The 26,076-nt window shown below is 71.8% G+C and carries 31 protein-coding genes; 17 read left to right on the top strand and 14 right to left on the bottom strand.

All coding sequences use genetic code 11. The features are described 5' to 3' along the window. Positions 1-32: 32 nt before the first annotated feature. Both WDZ95_RS18820 and pedF read right to left on the bottom strand, forming a co-directional pair. Entirely contained in the window at positions 33-899 is an 867-nt protein-coding gene (locus WDZ95_RS18820; protein WP_425780704.1) for a substrate-binding periplasmic protein, read from the bottom strand. Next, positions 889-1,374: a cytochrome c-550 PedF gene (pedF, locus tag WDZ95_RS18815; RefSeq protein ID WP_166224693.1), complete on the bottom strand. Its 486-nt coding sequence runs from the start codon at positions 1,372-1,374 to the stop codon at positions 889-891. The genes WDZ95_RS18820 and pedF overlap by 11 nt, the downstream gene beginning before the upstream one ends. A 324-nt stretch (positions 1,375-1,698) precedes the next feature. On the opposite strand from pedF, the gene WDZ95_RS18810 reads away from it, so the two are divergent. Further along, positions 1,699-3,702, top strand: a complete 2,004-nt coding sequence (locus WDZ95_RS18810; protein ID WP_425780702.1) for a sigma-54-dependent Fis family transcriptional regulator — start codon at positions 1,699-1,701, stop codon at positions 3,700-3,702. A gap of 15 nt (positions 3,703-3,717) precedes the next feature. On the opposite strand, the gene WDZ95_RS18805 is transcribed toward WDZ95_RS18810, so the two are convergent. Both WDZ95_RS18805 and WDZ95_RS18800 read right to left on the bottom strand, forming a co-directional pair. After that, entirely contained in the window at positions 3,718-4,701 is a 984-nt protein-coding gene (locus WDZ95_RS18805; RefSeq protein ID WP_425780700.1) for an MBL fold metallo-hydrolase, read from the bottom strand. Then, positions 4,698-5,753, bottom strand: a complete 1,056-nt coding sequence (locus WDZ95_RS18800) for an alpha/beta fold hydrolase (protein WP_425780698.1) — start codon at positions 5,751-5,753, stop codon at positions 4,698-4,700. The genes WDZ95_RS18805 and WDZ95_RS18800 overlap by 4 nt, the downstream gene beginning before the upstream one ends. Before the next feature lie 96 nt (positions 5,754-5,849). On the opposite strand from WDZ95_RS18800, the gene pqqA reads away from it, so the two are divergent. From pqqA to WDZ95_RS18745, 11 genes are all read left to right on the top strand, one after another. Then, the gene (pqqA, locus tag WDZ95_RS18795; RefSeq protein ID WP_166230929.1) at positions 5,850-5,936 is read left to right on the top strand and encodes a pyrroloquinoline quinone precursor peptide PqqA; all 87 of its coding nucleotides are present in this window, start codon (positions 5,850-5,852) and stop codon (positions 5,934-5,936) included. Between the two features lie 64 nt (positions 5,937-6,000). Next, complete coding sequence (gene pqqB / locus WDZ95_RS18790; RefSeq protein ID WP_425780696.1) at positions 6,001-6,918, top strand: pyrroloquinoline quinone biosynthesis protein PqqB; 918 nt, start codon at positions 6,001-6,003, stop codon at positions 6,916-6,918. Between the two features lie 8 nt (positions 6,919-6,926). Further along, positions 6,927-7,625 carry a pyrroloquinoline-quinone synthase PqqC gene (gene pqqC, locus WDZ95_RS18785; RefSeq protein WP_425780695.1) on the top strand — a complete coding sequence of 233 codons (699 nt, stop codon included), beginning with the start codon at positions 6,927-6,929 and terminating at the stop codon, positions 7,623-7,625. A gap of 13 nt (positions 7,626-7,638) precedes the next feature. Continuing rightward, positions 7,639-7,908: a pyrroloquinoline quinone biosynthesis peptide chaperone PqqD gene (pqqD, locus tag WDZ95_RS18780; RefSeq protein ID WP_287467938.1), complete on the top strand. Its 270-nt coding sequence runs from the start codon at positions 7,639-7,641 to the stop codon at positions 7,906-7,908. Continuing rightward, complete coding sequence (gene pqqE, locus WDZ95_RS18775; RefSeq protein WP_425780692.1) at positions 7,892-9,028, top strand: pyrroloquinoline quinone biosynthesis protein PqqE; 1,137 nt, start codon at positions 7,892-7,894, stop codon at positions 9,026-9,028. The genes pqqD and pqqE overlap by 17 nt, the downstream gene beginning before the upstream one ends. After that, positions 9,025-9,777, top strand: a complete 753-nt coding sequence (locus tag WDZ95_RS18770; RefSeq protein WP_425780690.1) for a hypothetical protein — start codon at positions 9,025-9,027, stop codon at positions 9,775-9,777. The genes pqqE and WDZ95_RS18770 overlap by 4 nt, the downstream gene beginning before the upstream one ends. After that, positions 9,752-10,363 (top strand): hypothetical protein, encoded by a 612-nt coding sequence (locus WDZ95_RS18765; RefSeq protein WP_166224675.1) that lies wholly within the window; start codon positions 9,752-9,754, stop codon positions 10,361-10,363. The genes WDZ95_RS18770 and WDZ95_RS18765 overlap by 26 nt, the downstream gene beginning before the upstream one ends. Before the next feature lie 26 nt (positions 10,364-10,389). Further along, positions 10,390-10,914: a hypothetical protein gene (locus WDZ95_RS18760; RefSeq protein ID WP_425780688.1), complete on the top strand. Its 525-nt coding sequence runs from the start codon at positions 10,390-10,392 to the stop codon at positions 10,912-10,914. Continuing rightward, positions 10,911-11,591 (top strand): hypothetical protein, encoded by a 681-nt coding sequence (locus tag WDZ95_RS18755; protein ID WP_425780686.1) that lies wholly within the window; start codon positions 10,911-10,913, stop codon positions 11,589-11,591. The genes WDZ95_RS18760 and WDZ95_RS18755 overlap by 4 nt, the downstream gene beginning before the upstream one ends. Positions 11,592-11,680: 89 nt before the next feature. Then, positions 11,681-13,402 (top strand): AMP-binding protein, encoded by a 1,722-nt coding sequence (locus WDZ95_RS18750; protein ID WP_425780685.1) that lies wholly within the window; start codon positions 11,681-11,683, stop codon positions 13,400-13,402. Positions 13,403-13,407: 5 nt separating this feature from the next. Next, positions 13,408-14,217, top strand: a complete 810-nt coding sequence (locus WDZ95_RS18745) for a hypothetical protein (protein WP_425780683.1) — start codon at positions 13,408-13,410, stop codon at positions 14,215-14,217. 27 nt (positions 14,218-14,244) lie between these two features. On the opposite strand, the gene WDZ95_RS18740 is transcribed toward WDZ95_RS18745, so the two are convergent. The 9 genes from WDZ95_RS18740 to WDZ95_RS18700 all read right to left on the bottom strand — a co-directional run bounded on the left by WDZ95_RS18740 (position 14,245) and on the right by WDZ95_RS18700 (position 21,976). Continuing rightward, complete coding sequence (locus WDZ95_RS18740) at positions 14,245-14,562, bottom strand: c-type cytochrome (RefSeq protein ID WP_287467932.1); 318 nt, start codon at positions 14,560-14,562, stop codon at positions 14,245-14,247. Between the two features lie 89 nt (positions 14,563-14,651). Further along, positions 14,652-16,373 (bottom strand): PQQ-dependent methanol/ethanol family dehydrogenase, encoded by a 1,722-nt coding sequence (locus WDZ95_RS18735; RefSeq protein WP_166224658.1) that lies wholly within the window; start codon positions 16,371-16,373, stop codon positions 14,652-14,654. 267 nt (positions 16,374-16,640) lie between these two features. Continuing rightward, the gene (locus WDZ95_RS18730; protein WP_166224655.1) at positions 16,641-16,805 is read right to left on the bottom strand and encodes a hypothetical protein; all 165 of its coding nucleotides are present in this window, start codon (positions 16,803-16,805) and stop codon (positions 16,641-16,643) included. 51 nt (positions 16,806-16,856) lie between these two features. After that, a complete protein-coding gene (locus tag WDZ95_RS18725; RefSeq protein WP_425780680.1) occupies positions 16,857-17,174 on the bottom strand; it encodes a hypothetical protein in 318 nt (105 codons plus the stop codon). A gap of 67 nt (positions 17,175-17,241) precedes the next feature. Beyond that, complete coding sequence (locus WDZ95_RS18720) at positions 17,242-18,183, bottom strand: quinoprotein relay system zinc metallohydrolase 1 (protein WP_425780678.1); 942 nt, start codon at positions 18,181-18,183, stop codon at positions 17,242-17,244. Beyond that, complete coding sequence (locus WDZ95_RS18715; RefSeq protein WP_240936505.1) at positions 18,180-18,974, bottom strand: quinoprotein dehydrogenase-associated SoxYZ-like carrier; 795 nt, start codon at positions 18,972-18,974, stop codon at positions 18,180-18,182. Before WDZ95_RS18715 ends, WDZ95_RS18720 begins: the two co-directional genes overlap by 4 nt. A gap of 2 nt (positions 18,975-18,976) precedes the next feature. After that, positions 18,977-19,837, bottom strand: a complete 861-nt coding sequence (locus WDZ95_RS18710; RefSeq protein ID WP_425780676.1) for an ABC transporter permease — start codon at positions 19,835-19,837, stop codon at positions 18,977-18,979. Next, on the bottom strand, positions 19,822-21,018 hold the full coding sequence (locus WDZ95_RS18705) for a branched-chain amino acid ABC transporter substrate-binding protein (protein ID WP_425780674.1): 1,197 nt from the start codon (positions 21,016-21,018) through the stop codon (positions 19,822-19,824). The genes WDZ95_RS18710 and WDZ95_RS18705 overlap by 16 nt, the downstream gene beginning before the upstream one ends. A 1-nt stretch (position 21,019) precedes the next feature. Continuing rightward, positions 21,020-21,976 (bottom strand): PQQ-dependent catabolism-associated beta-propeller protein, encoded by a 957-nt coding sequence (locus WDZ95_RS18700; protein WP_425780672.1) that lies wholly within the window; start codon positions 21,974-21,976, stop codon positions 21,020-21,022. A 207-nt stretch (positions 21,977-22,183) separates the two neighbouring features. Between WDZ95_RS18700 and WDZ95_RS18695 the strand changes: the two genes are divergently transcribed. Both WDZ95_RS18695 and WDZ95_RS18690 read left to right on the top strand, forming a co-directional pair. Continuing rightward, positions 22,184-23,146 (top strand): tripartite tricarboxylate transporter substrate binding protein, encoded by a 963-nt coding sequence (locus WDZ95_RS18695; RefSeq protein ID WP_287467927.1) that lies wholly within the window; start codon positions 22,184-22,186, stop codon positions 23,144-23,146. Beyond that, positions 23,143-23,871: an ATP-binding cassette domain-containing protein gene (locus WDZ95_RS18690; protein WP_287467926.1), complete on the top strand. Its 729-nt coding sequence runs from the start codon at positions 23,143-23,145 to the stop codon at positions 23,869-23,871. Before WDZ95_RS18695 ends, WDZ95_RS18690 begins: the two co-directional genes overlap by 4 nt. A gap of 13 nt (positions 23,872-23,884) precedes the next feature. On the opposite strand, the gene WDZ95_RS18685 is transcribed toward WDZ95_RS18690, so the two are convergent. Next, positions 23,885-24,760 (bottom strand): MBL fold metallo-hydrolase, encoded by an 876-nt coding sequence (locus WDZ95_RS18685; protein WP_425780669.1) that lies wholly within the window; start codon positions 24,758-24,760, stop codon positions 23,885-23,887. Positions 24,761-24,847: 87 nt separating this feature from the next. Between WDZ95_RS18685 and WDZ95_RS18680 the strand changes: the two genes are divergently transcribed. From WDZ95_RS18680 to WDZ95_RS18670, 3 genes are read left to right on the top strand one after another with little or no spacing between them, the layout of a single operon-like run. Next, positions 24,848-25,159, top strand: coding sequence for an ArsR/SmtB family transcription factor (locus tag WDZ95_RS18680; RefSeq protein ID WP_166224634.1), 312 nt, complete (start codon positions 24,848-24,850; stop codon positions 25,157-25,159). Between the two features lie 11 nt (positions 25,160-25,170). After that, entirely contained in the window at positions 25,171-25,608 is a 438-nt protein-coding gene (locus WDZ95_RS18675) for a YeeE/YedE family protein (RefSeq protein ID WP_425780666.1), read from the top strand. A gap of 10 nt (positions 25,609-25,618) precedes the next feature. After that, entirely contained in the window at positions 25,619-26,056 is a 438-nt protein-coding gene (locus WDZ95_RS18670) for a DUF6691 family protein (RefSeq protein WP_425780664.1), read from the top strand. Positions 26,057-26,076: the final 20 nt, after the last annotated feature.

Below are 26,076 nucleotides of genomic sequence, written 5' to 3'. Positions count from 1 at the left end.
CCTGCGGCGCAAGGGCAGCCGACCGCCCCCGCTCAGGGCGCGGTCAGCGTGAGGCCGTTGGCCTTGAACAAGGCAAGCAGCTCGCCGCTTTCGCGCAACTGCCCCATCGCGGTTTCGATTGCCTGGCCCAGGGCCTTGTGTTCGGCCTTGATCGCCATGCCCACCGGCCAGCCGTTGACGGCCATGCCCGGGAAGGCCAGCGGCGTCAGCCGCACGCGCGCGCCCGCAGCGCCCGCGCGCGCCAGCACCGCCTCGGCCTGCGCACGCAGCACGTAGGCGCCCGCGGCCTTGCCGTCCAGCACCGCCTGCACGGCCTCGGTGCCGCTGGGCAGGATGGCCACCTGGTTGCGCAGCAGCCCGCCGCCGTGGCCCATGAGCACGCTCGCCGCGGCCGCGCCGCGCTCGGCCGCCAGCGGCTGGCCCTTGAGGTCTTCGGGCGTGTTCACCTCGGCGATGCGTTGCGTGTCGTGCGCCAGCACGAGCTGCTGGCGCATGTAGGGCGCAAAGATCAGCACCTGCCGGTTCTTCTGCATCAGGGTGCGGTCGACCGGCACCTGCAGCAGCACGTCGGCCGGGCCATAGCCCAGGTAGTGGCCGCGCCAGACCATGTTGCGCAGGTCGTCGTTCATGTTCTCGCCAGCGTCGAAAGGCAGCAGCGCGAGCTTGAGACCAAGCTGCCTGGCGAGCGCGCCCGCCAGGGCGACGTCCAGGCCCTGCATGTCGTTGGCGGGGCCATCGGAGAACGGCGCGTTGTCCTTGTACACGGCCACCTTGAGCGCCCCGCTGGCGCGTATCTTCGCCAGGTCGCTGAGCTCTTGAGCGTGCAGCACGGGCAGGCCCGCGCACAGCGCCGCGGTCAGCAGCGTGCGCCGTTTCAGGCGGGCCGCATCACTTTTCACGGCGCGTCTCCAGGTAGGTCTTGATCGCCCAGATCGCTTCCTGGTTCATGGTGCCCTCGAAGGGCGGCATGTAGACGCGGCCGTCGCGCACGCGGCCGCGGCGCACGGTGGCCAGGTAGTAGTCGTCCATCTCCTTGTAGCAGGCGGCCTTCTTGGCCGGGTCGGCCAGGCCGGTGCAGTCGGCGTCGAACTTGCGCAGGTCGGGCGAGATGCCGCCCGAGATCGCCTCCAGGCCGTGGCAGCGCGCGCAGTTCTGGTTGTAGGCCGAGGTGCCGATGCGCAGCGCCTCTTTGTGCGCGGGGCCGCTGCTGTAGGGGTTGGCGTCCAGCCACTTGGCGCCGAGCGGCGGCAGCGTGCTGGTGTCCACCGCTTGCGGCGTCACGTCGCCATGGGCGAAGGCGCTGGCCAGCGCAGCGGCGAGACCGAGCGCGGTGAGCGCGCGCAACAGGGTTCGGGGGCGGGTCGGGGTCTTCATGCGTTGTCTCCAGGGTTCGAAACGGTCCTGACCCCGGTCTGCAAAAAGCGGGCCCGTGGGGCTGCCACGGGCGCATTGCTCCAAATCGGAACAGTGTCCACGTGGCCGGCTTCTTGCAGGGAACAACACCGGAGACACCGTGTGTCAGCCGGAAGCATTGCGGGAAAGTTCCGTGTTGTCGCGCGCCACCGATATGAAGAGAATTTCATGACCGACAAGAGCGATCGCCCCGACAGAGGACGGCCCGCCGAACCCGGTGAGGACCCCCGATGGGCGGCGGACTACTGGGGTGGTCTGCCGCCGGCGCCCGGTGCAGGAGACAACATGAACGCAGCCATGCCCACACGGCCGCACAGCCCCGCAGCGGGCGCCCAGGCGGTGTCCGCCGGCAGTGCGGACCTGATCGACGCATCGCACCGGCGATCGTTGAAGTACGGCATCGCCGCGGCCGATGAACCGGACTTCAGCAGCCCGGCGCGCCATGTGCTGCACGAGGCCATCGAAGAAAACCGCTTCCTGTTCCAGCACGCCGCGCCCGTGATGGAAACGCTGTACGACCAGATCGTGAACACGCACAGCATGGTGCTGCTCACGTCCGCGCGCGGCATGGTGCTGCACTCGCTGGGCGATCCCGACTTCCTCGAGAAGGCGTCGCGCGTGGCGCTCACGCCGGGCATGGACTGGTCCGAGCGCGGCAAGGGCACCAACGCCATCGGCACCGCGCTCACCGAAGAAGAAGCGCTCACGGTGCACGGCAACCAGCACTACCTCGACGCGAACAAGTTCCTCACCTGCTCGTGCTCGCCCATCTTCGATCCCTACGGCCAGGTGATCGGCGCGCTCGACGTCACGGGCGACCACCGCAGCTACCACCAGCACACGCTGGCGCTGGTGCGCATGTCGGCACAGATGATCGAGAACCACATGTTCGCCGACATCTTTCCCAAGGCGATCCGGCTTCACTTCCACAGCCGCTCGGAGTTCCTGGGCACGCTGGTCGAGGGCATCGCGGTGTTCTCGCCCGAGGGGCGCTTCCTGTCGGCCAACCGCAGCGCGCAGTTCCAGTTCGGCCTGTCGTTCGCGGCGCTCAAGACGCACACCTTCCAGTCGCTGTTCGGCATGCCCATTGGCGCGCTGATCGACCTGTTCGCGGGCGCGCTGCCCGCGCCCAAGCAGCTGGTGATGCACAACGGCGTGTCGGTGTGGTGCCGCGTGAAGATCAAGAACCCGAGCGCGTGGACGCCGCCCGTGGTGAGCCCCGCCGTGGCCGCACCGGCGCCCGCCCCCGCCTTCTCGCGCAAGCCGCACTTCTCCAGCCTGCAGTACCTCAACACCGGCGACCCGCAGGTGGCCGCGGTGATCCACAAGGTGCGCATGGTGGCGGGCAAGGACATCCCGGTGATGATCCTGGGTGAGACCGGCACCGGCAAAGACCTGCTGGCCCAGGCCATCCACGGCGACTCGCCGCGCGCGGGCCAGCCCTTCGTGTCGGTGAACTGCGCGAGCATCCCCGAGACGCTGATCGAGAGCGAGCTGTTCGGCTACGAAGAAGGCGCCTTCACCGGCGCGCGCAAGAAGGGCGCGATCGGCAAGATCGCGCAGGCCCACGGCGGCACGCTGTTCCTCGACGAGATCGGCGACATGCCCAAGCACCTGCAGGCGCGGCTGCTGCGCGTGCTGCAGGAACGCAAGGTGAGCCCGCTGGGTGCCGGCAAGGAGGTCGACGTCGATGTGGCCGTGGTCTGCGCCACGCACAAGAACCTCAAGGACATGATCGCGCGCGGCGATTTCCGTGAAGACCTCTACTACCGGCTCAACGGCCTGGTGGTGCGCCTGCCCGCGCTGCGCGAACGCACCGACTTCGAGACCGTGGTGCAGAAGATCCTGCAGACCCTGTGCACCCAGGGCCAGAACATCCAGATCGCGCCCGAGGTGATGGCGCTGTTCAAGCGCTACGCCTGGCCCGGCAACTTCCGCCAGCTGCACAACCTGCTGCGCACGGCGGTGGTGATGGTGGGCTGCGAAGGCAGCATCACCACCGAACACCTGCCCGACGACTTCGTGGAAGAGCTCAAGCTCGATCGGCAGGCGGCCCCCACGGCCCCGCTGCCAGGGCCTGCGGCCCCCACGGCCGCGGGGCCCGACGCGCCCGCCGCCACCGAGTCACGCGGCGAAGCCTTCCGCCTGCAGGACGTGGCCCTGGCCGCCATGGCCGAGGCGCTGCGCCAGCACAAGGGCAATGTGTCGGCCGCCGCCAAGGCCCTGGGGGTGTCGCGCAACACCATCTACCGCAAGAAGGACCAGCTGCCGGCGGATCTGTTGCGCTGACCCGGGCGCAGCCGGTCAACGCGGCGGCGCCGCGCCGGCCGGCGCCTGCATCCACACCGCCTCCAGCTCCCGCCACGCGCGCTGCACGTTGAAGCCCTGCCGCTCGGCGTGGCCGGCCCAATGGCGCCAGTCGTCCATGGGCACCAGGCCGCGCTCGCCCGCGAGCCGGCCGGCGTCCATGGCCGCGAGCACCTCGCGCCGCAAGGTGGTCAGGTAGCGCTGGGTCTGCGCGATGCCGTGCGCGTCGGTCACGCGGCTGCCCACCACCACGCGCGGCTGCAGCGCCGCCAGCCGCTGCAACGCGGCCAGCCAGCCGTCGAGCGAGCCCTGGGCGAGCTCGGGCAGGCGGCCGTCGCAGACCAGCCCCCCGGCGATCAGCACGCCGGCCTCGGGCCACCAGAGCACCAGGTCGCCTTCGGTGTGGCCCTGTTCCACGCGCAGCGCGCGCAGACGCACCCCGCCCAGCGCGAGCGCCTCGCCCTCGGCCAGGGTGTCGGTGGGCAGCACGATGGCCGTGCCCGCCATGGCCTCGGCGCCCACGCGCTCGGTGAGGCTCTTGAGGCAGGCCGGGCAGCGCTGCTGCATCGCCTGGCGCGTGGCGGCGCTGGCCCACACGCGCACGCGGCCGGCGCCGATGCCGTCGGCGAAGGCCGCATTGCCCAGCACGTTCTCGGCGTGCGCGTGGGTGTTCACGATGGCCACCACCTCGGCACCGAAACGCGCGCGCAGCGAGGCGCGCACGCGCTGCGCGTGGCGGGCGCTCGGGCCGGGGTCGATGAGCAGCGCCTGCGGCCCGCGCACCAGCGCCACCGTGGGCGCCACGTGGCCGGCGTTGTGCGCGTCGATTTCGGCGTTGGCGCCGTCCCAGGCCCACAGGCCATCGGCCAGGGCGCGCCACGGCGGTTCGCGCTCACCGGACCCGGGGCGCGTGGCGCTGCCGCAGCCCGCGCCCAGGCCGCTGCAGGCCAGGGCCATGGCCAGCGCACGCCGCCGGTTCACGCGGCCTCCGCAGAGGCCGCGTCGGGCGTGCGCACCGCCGCGCGCAAGGCCCGCGCCATCGCCGGTTCGTGGGCCAGGTGGCCGCTGTGCACCCGCGTGTGCCGCACGGGGCCGCCGTGCGCGCGGCCCAGCGCGGCCCCGCGCGCGCTGTTGGCCGGTGGGCACACGGCGTCGAAATCCCCATGCAGCCAGTGCACGGCCACCCCCGCGCGCGCGCAGGCGATCACCGCGCGTGGCAAGGCGCCCGGGCGCAGGCCGGCGCGGCGGCGCAGCAGCCGGGCCTGCACGCGCAGGCGGCGCCAGACCTGGCGGTCGCGCCGGTCGGCCCGCGCGGCGCAAGCCCGGGCCTGTGCGCGCCGCAGCCCACGCTGCGTGACGGCCCACTGGCGACGCAGCGCGGCGCTTCGCGGCGCGCCCGTGGGCGCGTGGCGCAGCGCGCGGCGCTGACCGTGCGCGGCCAGCAAGGCCTCCATCAGCGCCCAGGCGCGGCCGGCGCGCAGCGATGCAACACCCGGTGTGCCAGATTGCAGCAACTGCACCCGCCGCTTGAGCACCGCGGGCAGCGACAGGCGACCGCCCGCGGGCAGGGGATGGGCCAAGGGCCCCAGGGTTTTCCCCCAGCGCGGCGCGGGCAGGAGCACGCCCGCGATCTCGGCCGCGCGCAGCGCGAAGGCCCCACGCAACACCACCTGCCCCACGTGTCCGGGGTGCGCCTGCGCGTAGAGCAGTGCCAGCACCGCGCCCCACGATCCCCCCAGCAGGTTCCAGCGCGCGATGCCCAGGTGACCGCGCAGGGCCTCGGCATCGGCCACGAGCTGGGCCGCGGTCTGCCCGCGCAGGCCGCCGCGCGGCGCGCTGGCGCCGCTGCCGCGCTGGTCGGGCATCACGGCGCGCTGCGAGGCCGGCGACAGCGCCGCCCACAGGCCCGGGTTGCCGCCGCTGCCGGGGCCGCCGTGCAGCACCAGCCAGGCTTCACCCTCGCGCGCGCCGCGCTCGCGCCAGGCCATGCGCTGGGCGCGTGGCAGGGGCAGCGTGAACGGGCGTGGCGACATGGCATCGATTTTGCAGTTGGGTGGGGGCGAGCGGTCGGTGTGACACGCCAGCCCGCCGCAGTCACGTTCCATGCCAACCCCACAGGAGACAACGCCATGCAAACCCCTTCGCCATGGACCGCCCCGGCCTTCACCGACCTGCGCTTCGGCTTCGAGATCACCATGTACATCGCCAACCGCTGACCCGCGGTGAAGCGTCCGGGCGCACGTGTGATCCACGCGTGCGCCTTTTTCTTGGTGGGCTGACATGCACATCCGCGTCCTGGGCTCTGCCGCCGGTGGCGGCTTTCCGCAGTGGAACTGCAACTGCGCCAACTGCCAGGGCCTGCGCGCCGGCACGGTGAAGGCGCGCGCGCGCACGCAGAGCTCGATCGCGGTGAGCGCCAACGGCCAGGACTGGCTGCTGGTGAATGCCTCGCCCGACGTGCTGCAGCAGGTGCGTGAACACCCGCCCCTGCAGCCCGCGCGCGCCGTGCGCGACAGCGGCATCGCCGCCGTGCTGCTGATGGACGCGCAGATCGACCACGTGACCGGCCTGCTCATGCTGCGCGAGCGCAGCACGCCGCTGCCGCTGCTGGCCACGCCCGAGGTGCTCTCGGACATCGGCAACGCATTGCCGCTCACGCGCGTGCTCTCGCACTACTGCGGCGTGGCGGAGCACCCGCTGCCGGTGGACGGCCGCGCCATCGAGCCGCCGGGCGTGCCCGGCCTGCAGGTGGTGGCCGTGGCGCTCGATTCGCAGCCGCCGCCGTATTCGCCGTTCCGCGGCCGGCCGCGGCCGGGCGACAACATCGGCCTGCTGCTGAAGAACCCGCAGAGCGGCGCACAGGTGTTCTACGCGCCCGGCCTGGGCGCGCTCACGCCCGCGCTGCGCGCGCTCATGGCGGGCTGCCACACCGTGCTGGTCGACGGCACCTTCTGGACCGAGGACGAAATGATCCGGCTGGGCCTGTCGAAGAAGCGCGCGGCCGAGATGGGCCACCTGCCGCAAAGCGGCCCGGGCGGCATGCTGAGCGAGCTCTCGCGCCTGCCGGCCTCGGTGCGCAAGGTGCTCATCCACATCAACAACACCAACCCCATCCTGATCGAGGACTCGCCCGAGCGGGCCGAGCTCGTGCGCCACGGCGTCGAGGTCGCGCACGACGGCATGGTGATTCACTTCTGAGGCCCGCCGTGGACGCCTGGACCCCCACCGAATTCGAAGCGCAGCTGCGCGCCAAGGGCCGCGCGTACCACATCCACCACCCGTTCAATGTGCGCATGAACGCGGGCGGCTGCACGCCCGACGAGATCCGCTGCTGGGTGGCCAACCGCTTCTATTACCAGGTCTGCATCCCGCGCAAGGACGCCGCCATCCTCGCCAACATGCCCGACCGCGAGCACCGCCGTCTGTGGGTGGAGCGCATCCTCGACCACGACGGCCAGGGCGATCACCAGGGCCCGAACGCCGGCGGCATCGAGGCCTGGACGCGGCTGGGCGAAGCGGTGGGCATCCCGCGCGCCGAGCTGCTCTCGCTGCAGCGCGTGGTGCCCGGCGTGCGCTTCGCGTGCGACGCCTACGTGAACTTCGCGGTGCGCGCGCCCTGGCAGGAGGCCGTCTGCTCTTCGCTCACCGAGATGTTCGCGCCGCAGATCCACAAGGACCGGCTCGCCAGCTGGCCGCAGCACTACCCCTGGATCGAGGCCGAGGGCCTGGGCTATTTCCGCAGCCGCATTCCCCTGGCCAGCCGCGACGTCGAACACGGCCTGCGCGTGACGCTGGCGCACTTCACCACGCGCGAGCAGCAGCTGCGCGCGCTGGAGATCCTGCAGTTCAAGCTCGACATCCTCTGGACCATGCTCGACGCGATCGAGAAGGCCTCTTGCGAATGAAGGGACCGCTCCCATGACCGACACCCCCCTGCCCGATCTGCCGCGCCTGTCGCGGCGTTTCCGCCTGCAGTACGAGGACGCCCAGCAGGCCTGGGTGCTGCTCTACCCCGAGGGCATGGTCCAGCTCAACCACAGCGCGGCCGAGATCCTCAAGCGCTGCGACGGCGCGCACAGCCTCGACGGCATCGTGGCCGACCTCGAGACCGCCTTCAGCGTGCAGGGCATCGGCGGGCAGGTGCGCGCCTTGCTCGAAGAAGGAAGCCGCCGTGGCTGGCTGGACTGAACCCGCCCACCGCACGGGCCCGCCGCTGTGGCTGCTGGCCGAGCTCACCTACCGCTGCCCGCTGCACTGCGTGTTTTGCTACAACCCCACGCGCCACGCCAGCATCACAAACGAGCTGAGCACCGCCGAGTGGGTGAACGTGATGCAGCAGGCGCGCGCCCTGGGCGCGGCGCAACTGGGGTTCTCGGGCGGCGAGCCGCTGCTGCGCGAGGACCTCGAAGAACTGGTGGCCGAGGCGCGCCGGCTGGGCTTCTACACCAACCTCATCACCTCGGGCGTGGGCCTCACGCCCGCGCGCGCCCAGCGCCTGCACGACGCCGGTCTGGACCACGTGCAGCTCTCGTTCCAGGACAGCACGCGCGAGCTCAATGATTTCCTGAGCCACACGCGCACCTTCGAGCTCAAGCAGCGCGTGGCGCGCACCATCAAGGACCAGGGCTGGCCGATGGTGATGAACTGCGTGCTGCACCGGCACAACCTGCCGCACGTGGACAAGATCATCGAGATGGCGCTGGACCTGGGCGCCGAGTACCTCGAACTCGCGAACACGCAGTACTACGGCTGGGCCTGGGTCAACCGCGACCACCTCATGCCCACGCGCGAGCAGCTGCTGCACGCCGAAGCCGTGGTGAACCGGTACCGCGAACGCATCGGCAACCGCTGCCGCCTGCTGTTCGTGGTGCCCGACTACTTCGAGGACCGGCCCAAGGCCTGCATGAACGGTTGGGGCTCGGTGTTCCTGTCGGTCGCGCCCGACGGCCTGGCCATGCCCTGCCACAACGCGCGCGAGCTGCCCGGCCTGGCGCTGCCCAGCGTGCGCGAGCACACGCTGGCCGAGATCTGGCTGCGCAGCGGCGCCTTCAACGCCTTCCGCGGCGACGACTGGATGCGCGAGCCCTGCCGCAGCTGCCACGAGCGCCACAAGGATTTCGGCGGCTGCCGCTGCCAGGCCTTCCAGATCACGGGCGATGCGGCCAACACCGACCCGGTGTGCAGCAAGAGCCCGCAGCACGAACGGGTGCTGCGCCTGGTGCGCGAGGCACCGGCGCGCCGCCACATCCCCATCGTGTTCCGCAGCGACGCCGAATCGCGCCTGCTGCACCCCGAGCCTGCGCCATGAGCAGCGCCGCACCGCACCAGCGCATGCTCGGCGCCGCCGTGGTGGGCCGCCTGCCCGGCCTGGGCTGCGCGCCGCTCGCGCTCGAGCGCGGCGAACGCGGCCTGTTCCTGCTGTGGTGCGCCTACGCGGGCCTGCTGGCCTTTGGCGCGCTGCTGCTGTGGCGCGCCGGGGCCTGGCACCGCCTGCTCGACGCCGACCCCACCGGCCTCACGCTGGTGATCGCGCTGCTGTTCATCGGCTGCACCGCCTGGGCCGGCCGGCGCGCCTGGGTGCTGGGCGAACAGCGGCTGGCGCTGGACCGCTGGATCGCCACCCGCACACCCGGCGCCAGCGGCGACTGGTCGCACGAATACCGCAGCGGCTGCGCCCCGGCCGGCGCCGACCGCGCCACCTGGCTGCAGGTGCTGGGCGAGCGCGCGCACGGCCCGCACGAGATGGCGTGGTGGCTCAACGGCATCCAGCTCAAGCTCGGCCTGCTGGGCAAGGTCATCGGCTTTTCCATCCTCGCGCTGCAGCTGGGCCAGGTGCAGACCTTCGACGCCTCGATGTCGGGCCAGCTGCTCAAGAGCCTCACCGGCGGCCTGGGCATCGCCCTGCTCACCACCGTCACCGGCCTCACGGGCAACATCCTGCTCGGCCTGCAACTGATGCGGCTCGACCGCTTCGCCGACGCGCTGATCGCCGACGCCATCGCGTCGGCCGCGCCCCCCCAGGAGACGCCCGATGGCGATCGGCCGCACGGCGCGTGACACCGAGGCCGACCCGTTCTACGACATGTTGTTCAACATGTTGATCGCCTTCGTCTTCTGCTTCGTGATCGCGCTGCTGGCCTTCAACCCCAAGAGCCGCAAGGCCGGCGACATCCCGGCCAAGGCCGAGTTCATCGTCACCGTGAGCTGGCCCGACAACAACCCCAACGACATCGACGCCTGGGTGCTCGAACCCAGCGGGCAGACCCTGTGGTTCCGCCAGCGCGACGCCGGCCTGCTGCACCTGGACCGCGACGACCGCGGCGAGAAGAACAGCAGCGTGCTGGTGAACGGCCGTGTGGTCAGCAGTCCGGTGCGCCAGGAGATCGTCACGCTGCGCGGCCTCGCGCCGGGCGAGTACGTGGTGAACGCGCACTACTACGACAGCCGCGACCAGCAACCGGTGGACGTGTCGGTGAGCGTGGTGAAGGTGAACCCGCAGGCCGAGATCGTGTTCACCGGCACCCAGCAGATCCCGCGCAAGGGCGACGAGCGCACCCTGGTGCGCTTCACGCTCGACGACACGGGCCGCGTGCTCGACATCAACACCCGGCCGCGCACCCTCGTGCAGCGGGCCGGCCTCTAGCCGCCTTGCAGACGGCCCCGACCGCCATGATCCCCGCCACCTCCACCGCCCTGCTCTGGCTCGTCATCGTCTACGCGCTGCTCGCGGCGCTGCTGCTCGTGCTCTGCCTGGCCACGCGCTGGCACTGGGCCGTCAAGCTCGGCGGCGTGCTGCTGGTGAGCGCCTTCTACGCGGTCGCGCACGGCACGCTCATGGGCGTGTCGGGCTGGCCCAGCGACGCGCCGCTGCCCGAGAAATTCGTGCTGCTCTCGGCCGTGTTCGACGAACCCAGCCCCACGCGCGGCCACGCGGGCGCGATCTACATCTGGGTCAACCCCATGAAGGACAACGCACCGCTGGAGATGCCGCGCGTGCACCGCGTGCCCTACGAGAAAGACCTGCACCGCCTGCTCGGCGACGGCCTGCGCAAGGCGCGCGAGGGCAACACCCAGATGGGCAGCACCGAGCCGCGCCGCGGCCCCGGCGGCTTCTCGTGGCTGCGGCCGCCCGGCAGCGACCCGCTGCAGATCAAGCTCAGCGACCTGCCGCGCGCGCAGCTGCCCGAAAAATGAAAGCGCTGCTGCTGCTCGCCGCCTGGCCGCTGGCCGCCTGCACGCCCTCGGGCGGCGAGGCCTGGTTCCCCCTGCACCCGGGCTTCAGCCAGACCTATGCGGTGCGCGTGGACAGCGAAGAGCGCCGGCCCGACGAACGCTGGACCCTGCGCGTGACCAGCCCCGCCACGCTCGACGGCCAGCCCGTGGCCGTGCGCCACCACTCCGAGGGCGTGTCCTACTGGCTGCGCGAAGACGCGCAAGGCATCCGGCGCGTCGCCATCCGGCTCGACATCGACGCCGAGCCCACGCCCGAGAAAGAGCCCCTGTGGGTGCTCAAGGCGCCCTACACCGTGGGCACCGAATGGACCACGCCCACCGTGCCCTACCTGATCCTGCGCCGCAACGAACACCCGCGCGAACTCAAGCTGAGCCACCGCGTGCCCATGGGCTGGCGCATCGAGGCCGACGACGACCAGGTGAGCACGCCCGCGGGCCGCTTCGGGCCCTGCCTGCGTGTGGTCGGCCGCGCGGTGCTCAACCTCTACACCGACCCGGTGAACGGCTTCACCAACGTGCCGCTCACCAGCCGCGAGTGGTACTGCAAGGGCCACGGCCTGGTGAAGTTCGAGCGCGAGGAGCCGGTGCCGCCGGGCTTCATGATCGGTGGCCGGCTGGTGGCCGAGCTGGTGGACTGATACCCCCCACCGGGGAAAACCCGCTTGGGCGGGGCGGGCCGGCGCACCCAAGATGCGGCGCGAACGACCCCCCGCCCGAGCGAGCCCGCATGACCACCGCCCACCCCGCCTTCGAATCCGCCCGCCAACAGCTGCTGCGCCTGCGCGACCACCCCGACCAGGCCCGGCGCGAGTTCCGCTGGCCGGTGCTCGAGCACTTCAACTGGGCGCTCGACCACTTCGACGCCCTGGCACAAGACCACCACGGCCCCGCGCTCTGGATCACCGAGGCCGATGGCAGCGAGCAGCGCCTGGGCTTTGCCGAGATGCGCGCGCGCTCCAACCGCATGGCCAACTACCTGCGCGGCCTGGGCGTGCGGCGCGGCGAGCGCGTGCTGCTCATGCTGGGCAACGAGGTGGCCTTGTGGGACACCATGCTCGCGTGCATCAAGCTCGGCGCGGTGCTGATCCCCGCCACCCACCTGCTCACGCCCGACGACCTGCGCGACCGCCTCGCGCGCGGCGAGGTCCGACACGTGGTGGCCGGCGCCGCGCAGGCCCCCAAGTTCGCGGCCCTGGGCAGCGGCTTCACGCGCGTGGCCGTGGCCAGTGCCGACGCGCCCGTGCCCGAGGGCTGGCACGACATCGCGGCCGCGGCCTCGCACAGCGACACCTTCACGCCCGACGGCCCCACGCGCGCCACCGACCCGCTGCTGCTGTACTTCACCTCGGGCACCACGGCCCAGCCCAAGCTCGTGCTGCACACCCACCAGAGCTACCCCGTGGGCCACCTGTCCACCATGTACTGGCTCGGCCTGCGCCCGGGCGACGTGCACCTGAACATCTCGTCGCCCGGCTGGGCCAAGCACGCCTGGAGCTGCTTCTTCGCGCCCTGGAACGCGGGCGCCTGCGTGTTCATCCACAACACGCCGCGCTTTTCGGCGCCCGCGCTGCTGGCCACGCTCGCGCGCTGCGGCGTCACCAGCCTGTGCGCCCCGCCCACGGTGTGGCGCATGCTGATCCAGGAAGACCTGGCCGCGTGGAAAGACCGGCTCGCGCTGCGCGAGCTCATCGGCGCGGGCGAGCCGCTCAACCCCGAGATCATCGGGCAGGTGCACGCGGCCTGGGGCCTGTGGCTGCGCGACGGCTACGGCCAGACCGAGACCACCGCGCAGATCGGCAACGTGAGCGGGCAGCCGATCAAGCCCGGCGCCATGGGCCGGCCGCTGCCGGGCTACACCATCCGCCTGCTCGACGCCGACGGCCACGAGGCCGACGAAGGCGAGGTCTGCATCGACCTCTCGCAGCGTCCGCTCGGCCTCATGGTGGGCTACCTGGACAGCCCCGAGAAAACCGCCGAGGTCATGCGCGACGGCCACTACCACACGGGCGACACCGCGGTGCGCGACGCCGATGGCTGCCTCACCTTCGTGGGCCGCGCCGATGACGTCTTCAAGGCCTCGGGCTACCGCATCAGCCCCTTCGAGCTCGAAAGCGCGCTGATCGAACACGAGGCCGTGGTCGAGGTGGCGGTGGTGCCCGCGCCCGACCCCATCCGCGGCCTGGTGCCCAAGGCCTACCTGCTGCTCGCGGCCGGCGCCGCGCCCGGCCCCGCACTGGCGCAGGACATCCTGGGCTTCGCGCGCGAGCAGCTCGCGGCCTACAAGCGCGTGCGGCGCATCGAGTTCGTGGACGAACTGCCCAAGACCATCTCGGGCAAGATCCGCCGCGTGCAATTGCGCAAGCAGGAACTCGACCGCGGTGCGCGCGGCGCGCGCGGCGAACGCGAGTACCGCGACGAAGACTTCCCCGCGCTGCGCCAGGCCGGCTGACCCCCATGCAATACCCCATGCTGCTGCCCCTGTTCGCCGCGGCCCTGCTCGCCGGCTGCGAAACCGCGCCACGCGCGGGCGCCGACACGCGCGCGCAGGTGGTCGAGGTGCTGCGCGAGCGCCAGGCGCTGCGCGACGGCCATCCCGAGCTCCACCCCGCGCTGCGCGCCGGCGTGACGGCGCAGGAGATGGAGGCCGGCCGCCTCGTGCAGGGCGAATGCGCCGAGCCCGACGCCACCCGCCCCCTGGGCCTGCGCTGGACCGGCGTGACCGCGCTGCTGCCCGCGGGCACCGCGGCCGCCTCGCTGGCGCCGGGCAGCGTGATCGAGGTGCGCGATCCGCGTCCCGCCTGGCCCGTGCGGCCCGGTGACCCGCCGCCCGCCCACCGGCACGGCGGCTTCGCGGGCAGCGCCGCGGGCACGGCCGACGCGGCGCGCACGCCCACGCTGTGCCACGCCGCCGGTCTGCCGGGCAGCGTCTGGCGCGTTCGGCTGCGCGGCGCCGTGCCCGGCTGGATGCACCCCTTCGCCCAGGCCGGCCTGCAGCGCCTGGAGGCCTTCAGCGACGACGACTTCCGCGCCGGCCGCGTGCTGCGCCTGGCCTGCCAGCTCAAGGTGGTGGACGGCGGCGACTGGTACGCGCCGGTGTGGATCGCGCGCGCGCCCGAGGGCCTGCCGCTGCGCGTGGGTGACGTGGTGCGCCTGCGCGCCGGGGCCGAGGCGCAATCGAAAGACGCCGGGCCCGCGGCCGAGGTGCTGGCGCGCGACAGCAGCACCAGCGCGCCGGGCGGCAACGCCGTGGTGCGCTGCCGCTGAACGCCGGCTGGCCGGCGCCGTGGGCCCTCAGGGCTTGACCGTGAGCACCCAGGCCGACAGCGTCTTGAGGTCGGCCGCGCTCAGGCTGGGGTGCGCGGGCATGGGAATGCGGCCCCACTTGCCCTTGGAGCCGTTCTGGATCGATTGCGCGAGCGACGCGGCGGCGTCCTTCTCGTCCTTGTACTTGTCGGCAATGGCCGAGAACGCCGGGCCCACCACCTTCTCGGCGTTGGCGTGGCACGAGTAGCAGCCGCTGGCCTTCGCGAGGTCCACGGCGGCGTTGAGGTCGGCGGCCTGCGCCAGGCCCGCGGCCGCGGTCAGGCCGATGAAGATCAGATGTCGCATGGAACGGAGCGGAGAAAAAAGCGGGTGGCCCACCCCCGAGGCGGGCCACCCGTGAACACCACGAAAAAACCAGGAGTCGCTGGCGGGGCTTACTTCATCAGCTTGAAGGTCCAGACCGAGCCGCCCTGTTCGAGGAAGTTGACCTTCTTGGCCACTTCACCGCCCCACAGCGGCACGGCGCCACCCCAGCCGCTCACCACGCTCAGGTACTGCTCGCCGCCCTCGGTCCAGGTGATGGGCGGGGCCACGATGCCCGAGCCGGTCTGGAACTGCCACACGACCTTGCCGGTCTTGGCATCGGCGGCCTTCAGGAAGCCCTCGGGCGTGCCCCAGAACACCAGGTCGCCCGCGGTCAGCACACCGCCCCACAGCGGCGCGCTGTTCTTGACCTCCCAGGCCACCTTGCCGGTCTTGGGATCGATCGCGCGCAGCGAACCGATGTGGTCGTCGAACAGCGGCTTGATGGTGAAGCCCGCGCCCAGGAAGGCCGCGCCCTTCTTGTAGGTGATGGGCTCGTTCCAGATCTCCATGCCCCATTCGTTGGTGGGCACGTAGAACAGGCCGGTCTTGGGGCTGTAGGCCATGGGCATCTGGTTCTTGCCGCCCAGGAAGCCCGGGGCCGAGAACACCGCCTTGCCCTTGGCGCCGTCACCACCCGCGCCCGTGGGGTCACCCGGGCGGTTGTCGTCGACGAAGTTCGGGCGGCCGGTCTTGAGGTCGATGCCCGTGGCCCAGGTGACCTTCTTGACGAAGGGGAAGGCGTTGAGCAGCTTGCCCGTGGCGGCGTCGTTCACGTAGAAGAAGCCGTTGCGGTCGGCCTTGGCGCCCACGCGCTTGCCGTCCATGTCGAAGGTCACGAACTCGTTCACGCCGTCGTAGTCCCAGCCGTCGTTGGGCGTGTTCTGGTAGTGCCACTTGATCTGGCCGGTCTTGACCTCGATCGCCACGGTCGAGGCCGAGTACAGGTTGTCGCCCTTGCGCACGTGGCTGTTCCAGGGGCCGGGGTTGCCGGTGCCGAAGTAGGCCAGGCCGGTCTTGGGGTCGTAGGTGCCGCCGAGCCAGGTGGCTGCGCCACCGGTCTTCCAGGTCTCACCGGGCCACGACGCGTTGGTGGTGCCGGAGATGCCGTTCTCCTTGCCGTCCTTGTAGCCCATGTGGCCTTCGACCACGGGGCGCGTCCACACCATCTTGCCGGTCTTGGGGTCGCGCGCTTCGACGCGGCCGATCACGCCGAATTCGCCGCCCGACACGCCGGTGAGCAGCAGGCCCTCGGCGATCAGGGGCGCGGCGGTGTAGCTGTAGCCCGCGCTGTAGTCGTCGATTTTCTCGCGCCACACCACCTTGCCGGTGTCCTGGTCGAGCGCCACGAGCTGCGCGTCGAGCGTGCCGAAGATCACCAGGTTGTCGTAGAGCGCGGCGCCGCGGTTGATCACGTCGCAGCAGGGCATGATGCCCTCGGGCAGGCGGTGCTCGTACTTCCAGAGCTTGTTGCCCGTCTTGGCATCGAGCGCGAAGATGCGCGAGTACGAGGCCGTGACGAACATCTTGCCGTTGTGCACCAGCGGCTGGCTCTGCTGGCCGCGCTGCTTCTCGCCGCCGAACGACATCGACCACGCCGGCGTGAGGCGGTTGATGTTCTTGGCATTGATGCCGGTGAGTGGCGAGTGGCGCTGCCCCTGGGTACCCAGGCCCCAGCTCAACACGTTGTTGGTCGACTTCGCGTCGTCGGCAATCATCGCGTCCGTCACGCCCTGCGCGCCCACGTGGGCGGTGGCGGCCAGGACCAAGAGGCTCAATAGGCTGCGTTTCACGGTTTGTCTCCTGCTGTCGTGGGTGGTTGTTCGGCGCCCGCGCACCCGCGCGATCGCCCGTGGCCTGGCCTCGCCCCCTCGGCATGGGCCCGGCACACGACAGAAATGGCAACAACCGTGCCAGCGGTCTTTGAGACAGATCGGGCCGCCTGAGGCCCCCGCCACTGCGCCACGCCGCAGCGCCACCACGGTCGCGGCTGTGACAGTGTTCAAAAACGAAGCACCGGCACAGCGGTCGCGCGTGGGGCGCGCGGGGCGTTGGCGACCTCAGAGCAGCAGTTCGTACGAACCCACGATGGCGGCGCTGAGTGCGGCGAGCGTGCCGAGCAGGCGCGCGTCCGGGGTGTTGCGGCTGCGGCGTTCGCGCCAGGCCATCCAGAGCAGCAGAACGGGCAGCGCATAGGCGGCCCACATGATGTCCATGTTGTCCATGAAGAAAGATCCGGTTGTTGCGGGAACAGCGCACCGGGGGTGCGTGCGACGTCAGGCCGCGGGGAGCGGCGGCGCGCGCGCGAGATAGCCGGCGGGCAGCGGCGCGGGCAGCGGGTGCTGCGCGGTCGGGGCCGGGCCGGCATCGGCCCAAGCCGCCAGCACGAGCGGGGTCGCACCGGCGGGCAGGGCGTCGTCGATCTTCTTCGCCGTGGCCTTCTTGGCCGCACGGCGCTCGGCGCCGAAGGGCTTGAGGTCGCCGCTGCGCAGGCTGGCGCTGCGCAGCGGCAGCTCCGCGCTCGCGCCCCAGGCGGCGGTGTCCCCGGACGGGACGGACACCACCGGGCCGCCGAGCACGGTGCTCAGCAGCATCACAAGGCACAGGGCGAAAGCGTTCAGCGCCGGGAAAGACATGGGCGCCCGCATTCTAGAAGCCGCTTCAGCGCCCCCCGCCCAGCGCGCGCCGCTCGTACACCGGGTACCACTGCGCGAGCGTGCGGTGCCACTCGGCCGGCTGCGCGGCCCAGGCCGCGAAGCGCGCGGGCACCGGCTCGCGCAGCAGCTCGCTCAGGTCCACGCCGCGCTCGGCGCGCTCGCGCATGAGGCCGGTGATCCAGCGCAGCCAGTCGCGCGTCTGCTCGATGCCGCGCAGGCCCTCGTGCACCGGGCCGTGCGAGGGCACGACCACGCGCCACTGGCCTTCGGCGTGCCAGCGCTGCAAGGTGTCGAGCGCGGCCAGCCAGGCCTCGAAGTCGGCGTGCGGCGTGGTGGGCACGCGCTCGCTGAACACCAGGCCGCCCGCGTACAGCACACCGGCCGCGCGGTCGATCACCACCAGGTCGTCGGCGGTGTGGCCGCTCAGGCGGCGCAGCTCGAGGCGCCGCGTGGCCGTGGCCAGGGCCTGCGGCGCGATGGCCTCGCGCGCGGGCGTGGCCTCGGTGTCGCGCATCCAGTCGCCGCAGAGGCGGTAGAGGTTGTCGGCGTAGGCCGGGCCTTCGGCGCGCATGCCGGCCACCGTGCCCGCGAGGGCCTGCGTGGGCACGTCCGCCCAGGCCTGGTGGCCGAAGAAGTAGTCGGGGTGCAGGTTCAGGCTCAGCACGCGCTGCACCGGCTCGCGCGTGGTGGCGGCCACGGCCTCGCGCTGGGCCTGGCCGTAGCGCTTCGACGGCCCGGTGTTGATCACCACCACGCCCTCGCCCGTGCTCACGAAGGCGGTGTTGATGATGTTGCAGCCGTTGGCGCGCGAGAAGTCCTCGACCGCGCCCTCGATCACCCAGTGGCCGTCGGCGATGCGCCGCGGCTGGAGCTCGTAGCGCAAGGGCTGCGCCGCCGCGGCCCCGGCCACCGCCAGCAGCCACAGCGCCAGCGCGGCGCGCTTCATGCCGCCACCTCGGCCTCGATGCGGTTGCCGTTGTTGTCGCGCCCGCGCAGCAGCATCACGCCGCGCGCGCGGGCCGGCAGCTCGAAGGTGAGCAGCGGGTTCTCGCTCACCGGCTCGTGCAGCGCCACGCGCCACCAGGGCTGGCCGGCGCTGTCGGCGAGCTCCAGCCGCTCGATGTAGAACGCCGGGATGCCCGCCACCAGCCCCGTGTCCATGGGGTGCATCACGCGCAGGCGCAAGCGCCGGCTGCCTTCGATGAGGTCGTCGAACACCCGTGCCTGCACCTGGTTGAGGGTGCGGCTCCACGAACCGTCGGCGCGCGTGGCGCCGGGCACGGTGCAGCCGCCGCCCGCGGCCTGCACCCAGCTGCCGCCCACGTGCCACTGGCCGTCGCGGGTTTTCACGAAGGCCCGCACCGGCGAGGCCTGCTCCATGCGGATGCGGAACGCCAGCATGGGCAGCGCGCGCAGCGGCTCGTAGGTGAGCACCTCGCGCACCGGATTGCGGTCCACCACCACCTGGATGCGCTCCACGCCCAACGGCGCGAGCGCGCGCGCGTCGACCTGGATCGGCACGTTCATGGCGTCGTCGGCGAAGCGCGGGCCCTGCACCTTCACCGCCTCGCTGAAGCGCAGCGGCGCGCCGGCCAGGTACTGCTGACGCAGCCCGGGCCATTGCATGGAGCCCAGCGGGTCGCCGCCGGTGGGATCGTCGGCCGCGCGCACGCCGGCGGCGGCCAGTGCGGCCGCGCCCAGCACGGCGCGGCGTTGCATCGAGACACGAAGCACCACGGTCAGCCTCCGCCCTTGGTTTTGATGAAGCCGCGCTGCGGGTCGTAGCCGCGCAGCGCGAGCACGAAGAACACCGCGCCGCAACCCAGCACCACGGCCCAGGCCGTGGCGTTGAACTGCCCGACGCTCGCGAAGCGCATGGCCTCGACCGCGTGGGTGAAGGGGTTCCAGCGCGCCAGCATCAGCAGCCACCAGGCGCCCGCTTCCTCCAGCTTCCACAGCGGGTACAGCGCGGGGCTGATGAAGAACATGGGGAAGATCACGAAGTTCATGGTGCCGGCGAAGTTTTCGAGCTGCTTCACGTACACCGAGAGCATCAGCCCGAGCGCGGCCAGCATGGTGGCCGCGCAGGCCATGGCCAGCAGCAGGCCGGGCAGATCGCCCCAGGCGAGGTCGATGCCGAACGCCACGGCGATCAGCAGGAACACCGCCATCTGCAGCACCGACAGCACCGTGCTGCCCAGCAGCTTGAAGCCCAGCAGCCAGCCGCGCGGCAGCGGCGCGGTGAGCAGCAGGCGCATCACGCCCATCTCGCGGTCGTAGACCATGGACAGCGAGCTCTGCATGCCGTTGAACAGCGCCACCATGCCGAGCAGGCCCGGCACCATGTAGACCTTGTATTCGATGTAGGTCTGGTACGGCGGCACGATGGCCACGCCGAACACGTTGTGAAAGCCCGCCGCGAACACCACGAACCACAGCAGCGGGCGCACCAGCGCCGAGCCCAGGCGCGAGGGCTGGCGCAGGAAGCGGCTGAGCTCGCGGCCGACCACGGCGCGCAGCGCGCGCAGGCGGTGCGCGAGCGGCGACGGCGCGGGGTCGGCTGCCACGCCGTCGGCGGGCGGGTTCAGCGGGCCTTGCATGCGCTCTCCGCCTCGTCCACGCCCAGGGTGTCGAGCACCTCGCGCGGGTGCAGCACGCCATCGAGCGGCGCCAGGCCCACCACGCCGTCGCCGTGCGCGAGGAACAGCGGCTGGCGCAACTGGCCGTCCCAGGCCCGGAAGCTCAGACGCTGGCCCTTGAAGCCGTCGATGGTGACCACGCCCTTGCGCAGCGCCTGCAGTTGCTGCGCCACGCCGGCCTTGGGGTCGTGCACCAGCACCGCGGCCACGGCCTTGGCCGCGGCCCAGGCGGCCCAGTCGTGCGCGTCCATGGGCCGCTGCTGCGCGCGCGCGAAGCGCCGCGTGAGCTGCGGGCCGCCGTTGCGCTCCCAGTGCGGGTGCCAGGCCTGCGCGGTGAGGCCGGCCGCGCCCAGCACCGGCCGCGGCCACTGCGTGGCATAGGGCACAGTGCGCGCGAACTCGCCGTCGGCGTCCATCACGGCCACCACCTCGTGGCTGCGCTCGCCGGTGAGCAGCCGCGTGTTGGCGAGGTCGCGCTCGCGCGGGTCGCCGCTGAGCTTGAAGGGCTTGCGCTCGACGATCTGCACGCCGTAGCGCTTGGCGGCGCGCTCGAAGGCGCGGGTCTGCGCCGCGTCGGCCGGCGTCGGACCGTTGAGCAGCAGGGCCTTGCGCCAGTTGCGCGCGGCCAGGTACTGGGCCAGGGCGTCGGCGCGCATGGCCGCGCTCGGGGTGGTGTGCAGCAGCGCGGCGGCGCAGTGTTCGGCGCGCAGGCCGTCGTCGTCCTGCCCGGTGTTGAACACGATCGCGCCGCCCAGCGCCGCGGGCGCGGCCTGCACCAGCGCGCGCAGTTCGGGCACCGGCAGGTCGGCCACCACATGCTGCACGCGCGCGGCCTTGAGCTCGGCGAGCAGCTTGGGCAGCGCAGCCGCGTCGGCCAGTTCGAAGGCCTTGGCCTGCAGCGCGAGGCCGCGCGTGTCGAGCTCCACCTGCGCCTCGTCCACGGCCAGCGCCACGCCCGCCAGCGCGGTGCCCGTGGGGTGGCCGGGGTAGGCCTTCTCCATGCGGCGCGGCGCGTGGCGCGGGTCGTCGGCCAGCGTGACCACGCCCAGCGTCACGTGGACCGGTCGGGCGGCCTGCGCGTGCGCGAAGGCCGCGCACAGCGCGAGGACAACGGCGAGGGCGGCGGCGGCGAGGCGCTTCACGTCACTTCACGAGAACGGAGTGCGGCACGCGGCCCACGGCCACGGTGCGAACGGCCTTGGCGCTCGCGGTGTCCACCAGCGTCATGTCGTCGGACAGGCCGTTGCTCACGTACAAGGTCTTGCCATCGGGGTGCAGCGTGAGGCCCCAGGCGCGCTTGCCCACCAGCACCTGGCGGCCCGGCGTCTTGCTCGCCACGTCCACCTCGACCACGCGGTTGGCGCGGCCCAGCCCCACCCACAGGGTCTTGCCGTCGCCGCTGAGCGCCATGCCCACGGGCGTGATGTCGGCCTCGCGCAGGCCCTGCACCGCGAACTTCACCGTGGCCTTCACCGTGTGCGTCGCGGTGTCCACCACGCTCACGCTGGCGTCGAGCTCGTTGGTCACCCACAGCTCGCTGCCGTCGGCCGAGAGCACGAAGCGGCGCGGGCGCTTGCCCACGGTGATGTTCCTGACCACCTTCTTCTGGCCCAGGTCGATCACGTGGACCACGTTGGCCACCTCGGAGGTGACGTAGGCGGTCTTGCCGTCGCGCGTGACCCGCACGCCCTCGGGCTCGCCGCCGGTCTTCACCTGGAACAGCGGCTTCTTCGTGGCCAGGTCGTAGGCGGCCATCACGTTCTCGTCCTCGATCGAGACGTACACCGTCTTGCCATCGGGGCTGAGGTCGAAGATCTCGGGGCTGTCGCCGAGCGCGAGCTTGCCGGTCATCTTCTGCGTGGCCACGTCGACGATGCCGAGCTGGTTGCTGTCGCCGCAGCACACATAGATCTGGCTCTTGTCGGCGTTGAACATCAGGTGGCGCGGCCGCTTGCACACGTCGATGGCGCCGGTGCGCTCGCCCTGGGCGTCGAACACATAGAGCTTGTTGTCCTTCTCGCTCGACACGAACACCTGGGCAAAGGCCGGGGCGGCGGCGAGCAGGGCAAGGCCCAGCAGCGGGCGCAGGCAACGGGGCATGGGGTGTCTCCTGAAGGTCGTTGTGGTGGGCTTCGGGGTGCAAGTTCGGTGCCACGCGCGCACCGTGGCGTGGAACTTGCCGATCACCGCGCACCGGGGCCGCCACACGCCGTTGCGGCTCCGGACAAACCCTGGTTTTGTGCCGTGCCACCCCCGCTCCTGCCCCCACCCACTGCGCCACACTGCTCCAGCCTGCAACAACCGGGTGTGACACGCCGTGCCATGCTGGGCCTGGGCATGGCGGCCCTGGCGGGGCGCGCGGGCGCTTCGCGCGCGGCGGCCTATCCCTCGCGGCCGATCGAGCTGATCGTGCCCTGGCCCGCGGGCGGCGCCACCGATCTCACGCTGCGCATCCTGTGCGAAGAGGCCGCGCCGCTGCTGGGCCAGCCGCTGGTGGTGATCAACCGGCCCGGCGCGGGCGGCAGCCAGGTCGCACCGCTGCTCAAGGCCGCGCACGCCGACGGCCACACCATCGGCCAGGTGCCCATCACCGTGTACCGGCACGCGCTCATGAACGCCGTGCCCTGGAACCCGCTGACCGACCTCAGCCCCATCGTGCAGGTCTCGGGCACCACCTTCGGCGTGCTGGTGCCCGCGGCCTCGCCGTTCCAGCGCTTTGCCGACCTGCTGGACTGGGGGCGTGCGAACCCGGGCCGCCTCATCGTCGGTTCGACCGGCGTGGGCACCACGGCGCACCTCGCCATGGAAGAGGTGCTGCAGCAACAGGGCGTGCGTTACGTGCACGTGCCCTACCGCGGCACGGCCGACCAGATGCTCGACCTGGCCAGCGGCCAGGTGATGGCGGGCGTGAACTCCACCGGCTTCGCGCCCTGGGTCGACCAGGGCAAGGTGCGGCTGCTCGCCACCTTCGGCGCGCAGCGCAGCCCGCGCTGGCCCGAGGTGCCCACGCTGCGCGAGCTCGGCCACCCGTATGCGGTGCACAGCTCGCCCTGGGGCCTGGCCGCGCCCGCGGGCACGCCCGAGGCCGCGGTGCAGGTGCTGCACGAGGCCTTCCACAAGGCCATGTTCAGCGAGCGCCACGTGCGCGAGCTCGCGCGCTTCGACCAGGCGATCGACTACCTCAACACGCGCGACTACCGCGCCGCGGTGGCCGCCACGGTGGAGCGCGAGAAGCGCCTGCTGCAACGCATGAACCTGCTCAAGCCATGAACGCCCCGCTGCTGCAGGCCGAGGGCCTGAAGAAAAGCCACGGCCCGCGACCCGCGCTCAAGGGCGTGGACCTCAGCCTGCAGGCCGGCGAGCTGGTGGCGCTGCTGGGGCCCAACGGCGCGGGCAAAAGCACGCTGCTGCAACTGCTCACCGGCCTGTTCACGCCCGACGAGGGCCGCATCGTGGTGCTGGGCCACGACCTCGCGCGCCACCCGGACCGCGCACTCGCGGGCCTGGGCGTGGTGTTCCAGCAAAGCGCGCTCGACCTCGACCTCTCGGTGCGCGCCAACCTGCATTTCCACACCGACCTGCACGGTCTGCCGCGCGCGCAGGCGAACCCGCGCATCGACGAAGGCCTGGAGCGGCTGGGCCTGCAGGCGCAGGCGCGCGCGCCGGTGCGCAGCCTCTCGGGCGGCAACCGGCGCAAGGTGGAGCTGCTGCGCGCGCTGCTGCACCGCCCGCGCGTGCTGCTCATGGACGAGGCCACGGTGGGCCTGGACCCGGCCTCGCGCGAGCAGCTCATGGCCACCGTGCTCGCGCTGTGCGCCGACCACGGCATGGCGGTGCTCTGGGCCACGCACCTGATCGAAGAAGCGCGCCAGGCGCAGCGCCTGGTGCTGCTGCACCAGGGCACGGTGCGCTTCGATGGCCGCACCGCCGACTTCACCGCGGCCTCGGCCAGCGGCGACTTCCACACCGAGGTGATGCGCCAGCTCGGCCCGTGAGGGCCGCACGGGCTCAGAGCGCGTTCACCGGGATCTTGAGGTAGCGCACGCCATTGGCCTCGGGCGGCGGCATCTCGCCCGCGCGGATGTTCACCTGCACCGAAGGCAGGATGAGCGTGGGCATGTCCAGCGTGGCGTCGCGCTGCGTGCGCATGGCCACGAACTGCGCCTCGCTCACGCCCGCGTGCACGTGGATGTTGTGCGCGCGCTGCTCGGCGACCGTGGTCTCGAAGCGAACCGCGCGGCCCTCGGGCGGGTAGTCGTGGCACATGAAGAGCCGCGTGTCGCCGGGCAGCGAGAGGATCTTCTGCACCGAGGCGTAGAGCGTCTTCGCATCGCCGCCGGGGAAGTCGCAGCGCGCCGTGCCCACGTCGGGCATGAACAGCGTGTCGCCCACGAACACCGCGTCGCCCACCTGGTAGGCCGCACAGGCCGGGGTGTGGCCGGGCACGAACAGCACCCGGCCTTCGAGGGCGCCGATGCGCAGGGTTTCGCCGTCGGCAAACAGGTGGTCGAACTGCGAGCCGTCGGGGTGGAATTCGGGCTCGAGATGGAAGAGGCCCTTGAACACCTGCTGCACCTGGGTGATGCGCCCGCCGATGCCGATGCGCCCGCCGAGCTGGCGCTTGAGGTAGGGCGCGGCCGAGAGGTGATCGGCATGGGCATGGGTCTCGAGGATCCACTCGACGGTCAGGCCCTGGGCTTTCACGTATTCGATCACCCGGTCGGCCGACGCGGTGCGCGTGCGGCCGGACTTGGGGTCGTAGTCGAGCACCGAATCGATGATGGCCGCGGGCGTGCCCGGGCCGTTGTGGACCACGTAGGTGACGGTCCAGGTGGCGGGGTCGAACAGGCCTTGCACCTGGGGACGCGAGGGATGGGTGGGCATGGGGCGCTCCTTTGAATAAGTAAACGCCAATATATTGACAAACAATATATCCGTCAATATAGTGACAGCCATTCGACGGAACCCCCCATGCCCGCCATCAAACTCGACCTCGAAGAAATGCACGCCAGCGCCGAAGCCGCCTGCCGGCTCATGAAGGTGCTGTCCAACCCCGACCGCCTGATGCTGCTGTGCCAGCTGCTGCAGGGCGAACACAACGTGGGCGAACTCGAAGCCACGCTGGGCATCACCCAGCCCACGCTGTCGCAGCAGCTCACGGTGCTGCGCGAAGAGTCGCTGGTGAGCACGCGCCGCGAAGGCAAGCACGTGTACTACCAGATCGACAGCCCGCAGGCCCAGGCCGTTATCCGCACCCTTTACCAACAGTTCTGCCAACGCTGAGGAGACCCCGCATGACCATAGATCTCGCCAACTTCACGCCCTGGGCCTCGCTGGCCGGCGGCGTTCTGCTCGGGGTGGCGGCCGCGCTGCTGATCCTGTTCAACGGCCGCGTGCTCGGCATCAGCGGCATCCTGGGCGGGGTGCTCAACCCCACGCGCGGCGACGTGGGCTGGCGCGTGGCGCTGCTCGCGGGCCTGTTCGTGTCGCCGCTGGTCTACCGCGCGCTCGCGCCCGAAGGCTTCATCAGCGCGCCGCGCATCGACGCCGGCTTCGGCCTGATCGTGCTGGCCGGTCTGCTCGTGGGCATCGGCACGCGCTACGGCGCGGGCTGCACCAGCGGCCACGGCGTGTGCGGCCTCTCGCGCCTGTCGCCGCGCTCGCTGGTGGCCACGCTGGCCTTCATGGCCACGGGCTTCGCCACCGTGTTCGTCATCCGCCACCTGCTCTGAGGACCCCGCCATGCAGACACTCGTTGCGTTCATCGTCGGCCTGGTCTTCGGCCTGGGCCTGTTGCTCTCGGGCATGACCGACCCCGGCAAGGTGCAGGGCTTCCTCGACCTCGCGGGCGCTTGGGACCCGTCGCTGGCCTTCGTGATGGGCGGCGGCATCGCCGTGGGCCTGTTCGCCTTCGCGCTCGCCAAGCGCCGCACGCGCAGCTTCCTCGACGGCGCCATGCAACTGCCCAAGGCCACGCAGATCGACCGCCGGCTGGTGCTGGGCAGCCTCACCTTCGGCATCGGCTGGGGCCTGGCGGGCTTCTGCCCGGGCCCGGGCCTGGTCTCCATGGCTTCGGGCGAGCTCAAGGGCCTGGTGTTCGTGGTGGCCATGGTGGCCGGCATGCTGGTGTACGAATGGATCGAGCGGCTGCGGGCCCAGAAGCCGCCGCGCCACGCCTGACACCCCCACGCCCAGGAACC

The sequence above is a fragment of the Hydrogenophaga sp. T2 genome (assembly GCF_049843535.1).
GTDB classification, from domain to species: Bacteria; Pseudomonadota; Gammaproteobacteria; order Burkholderiales; family Burkholderiaceae_C; genus Hydrogenophaga; species Hydrogenophaga crocea.
This window is presented reverse-complemented; position numbering and strand designations above follow the sequence as displayed.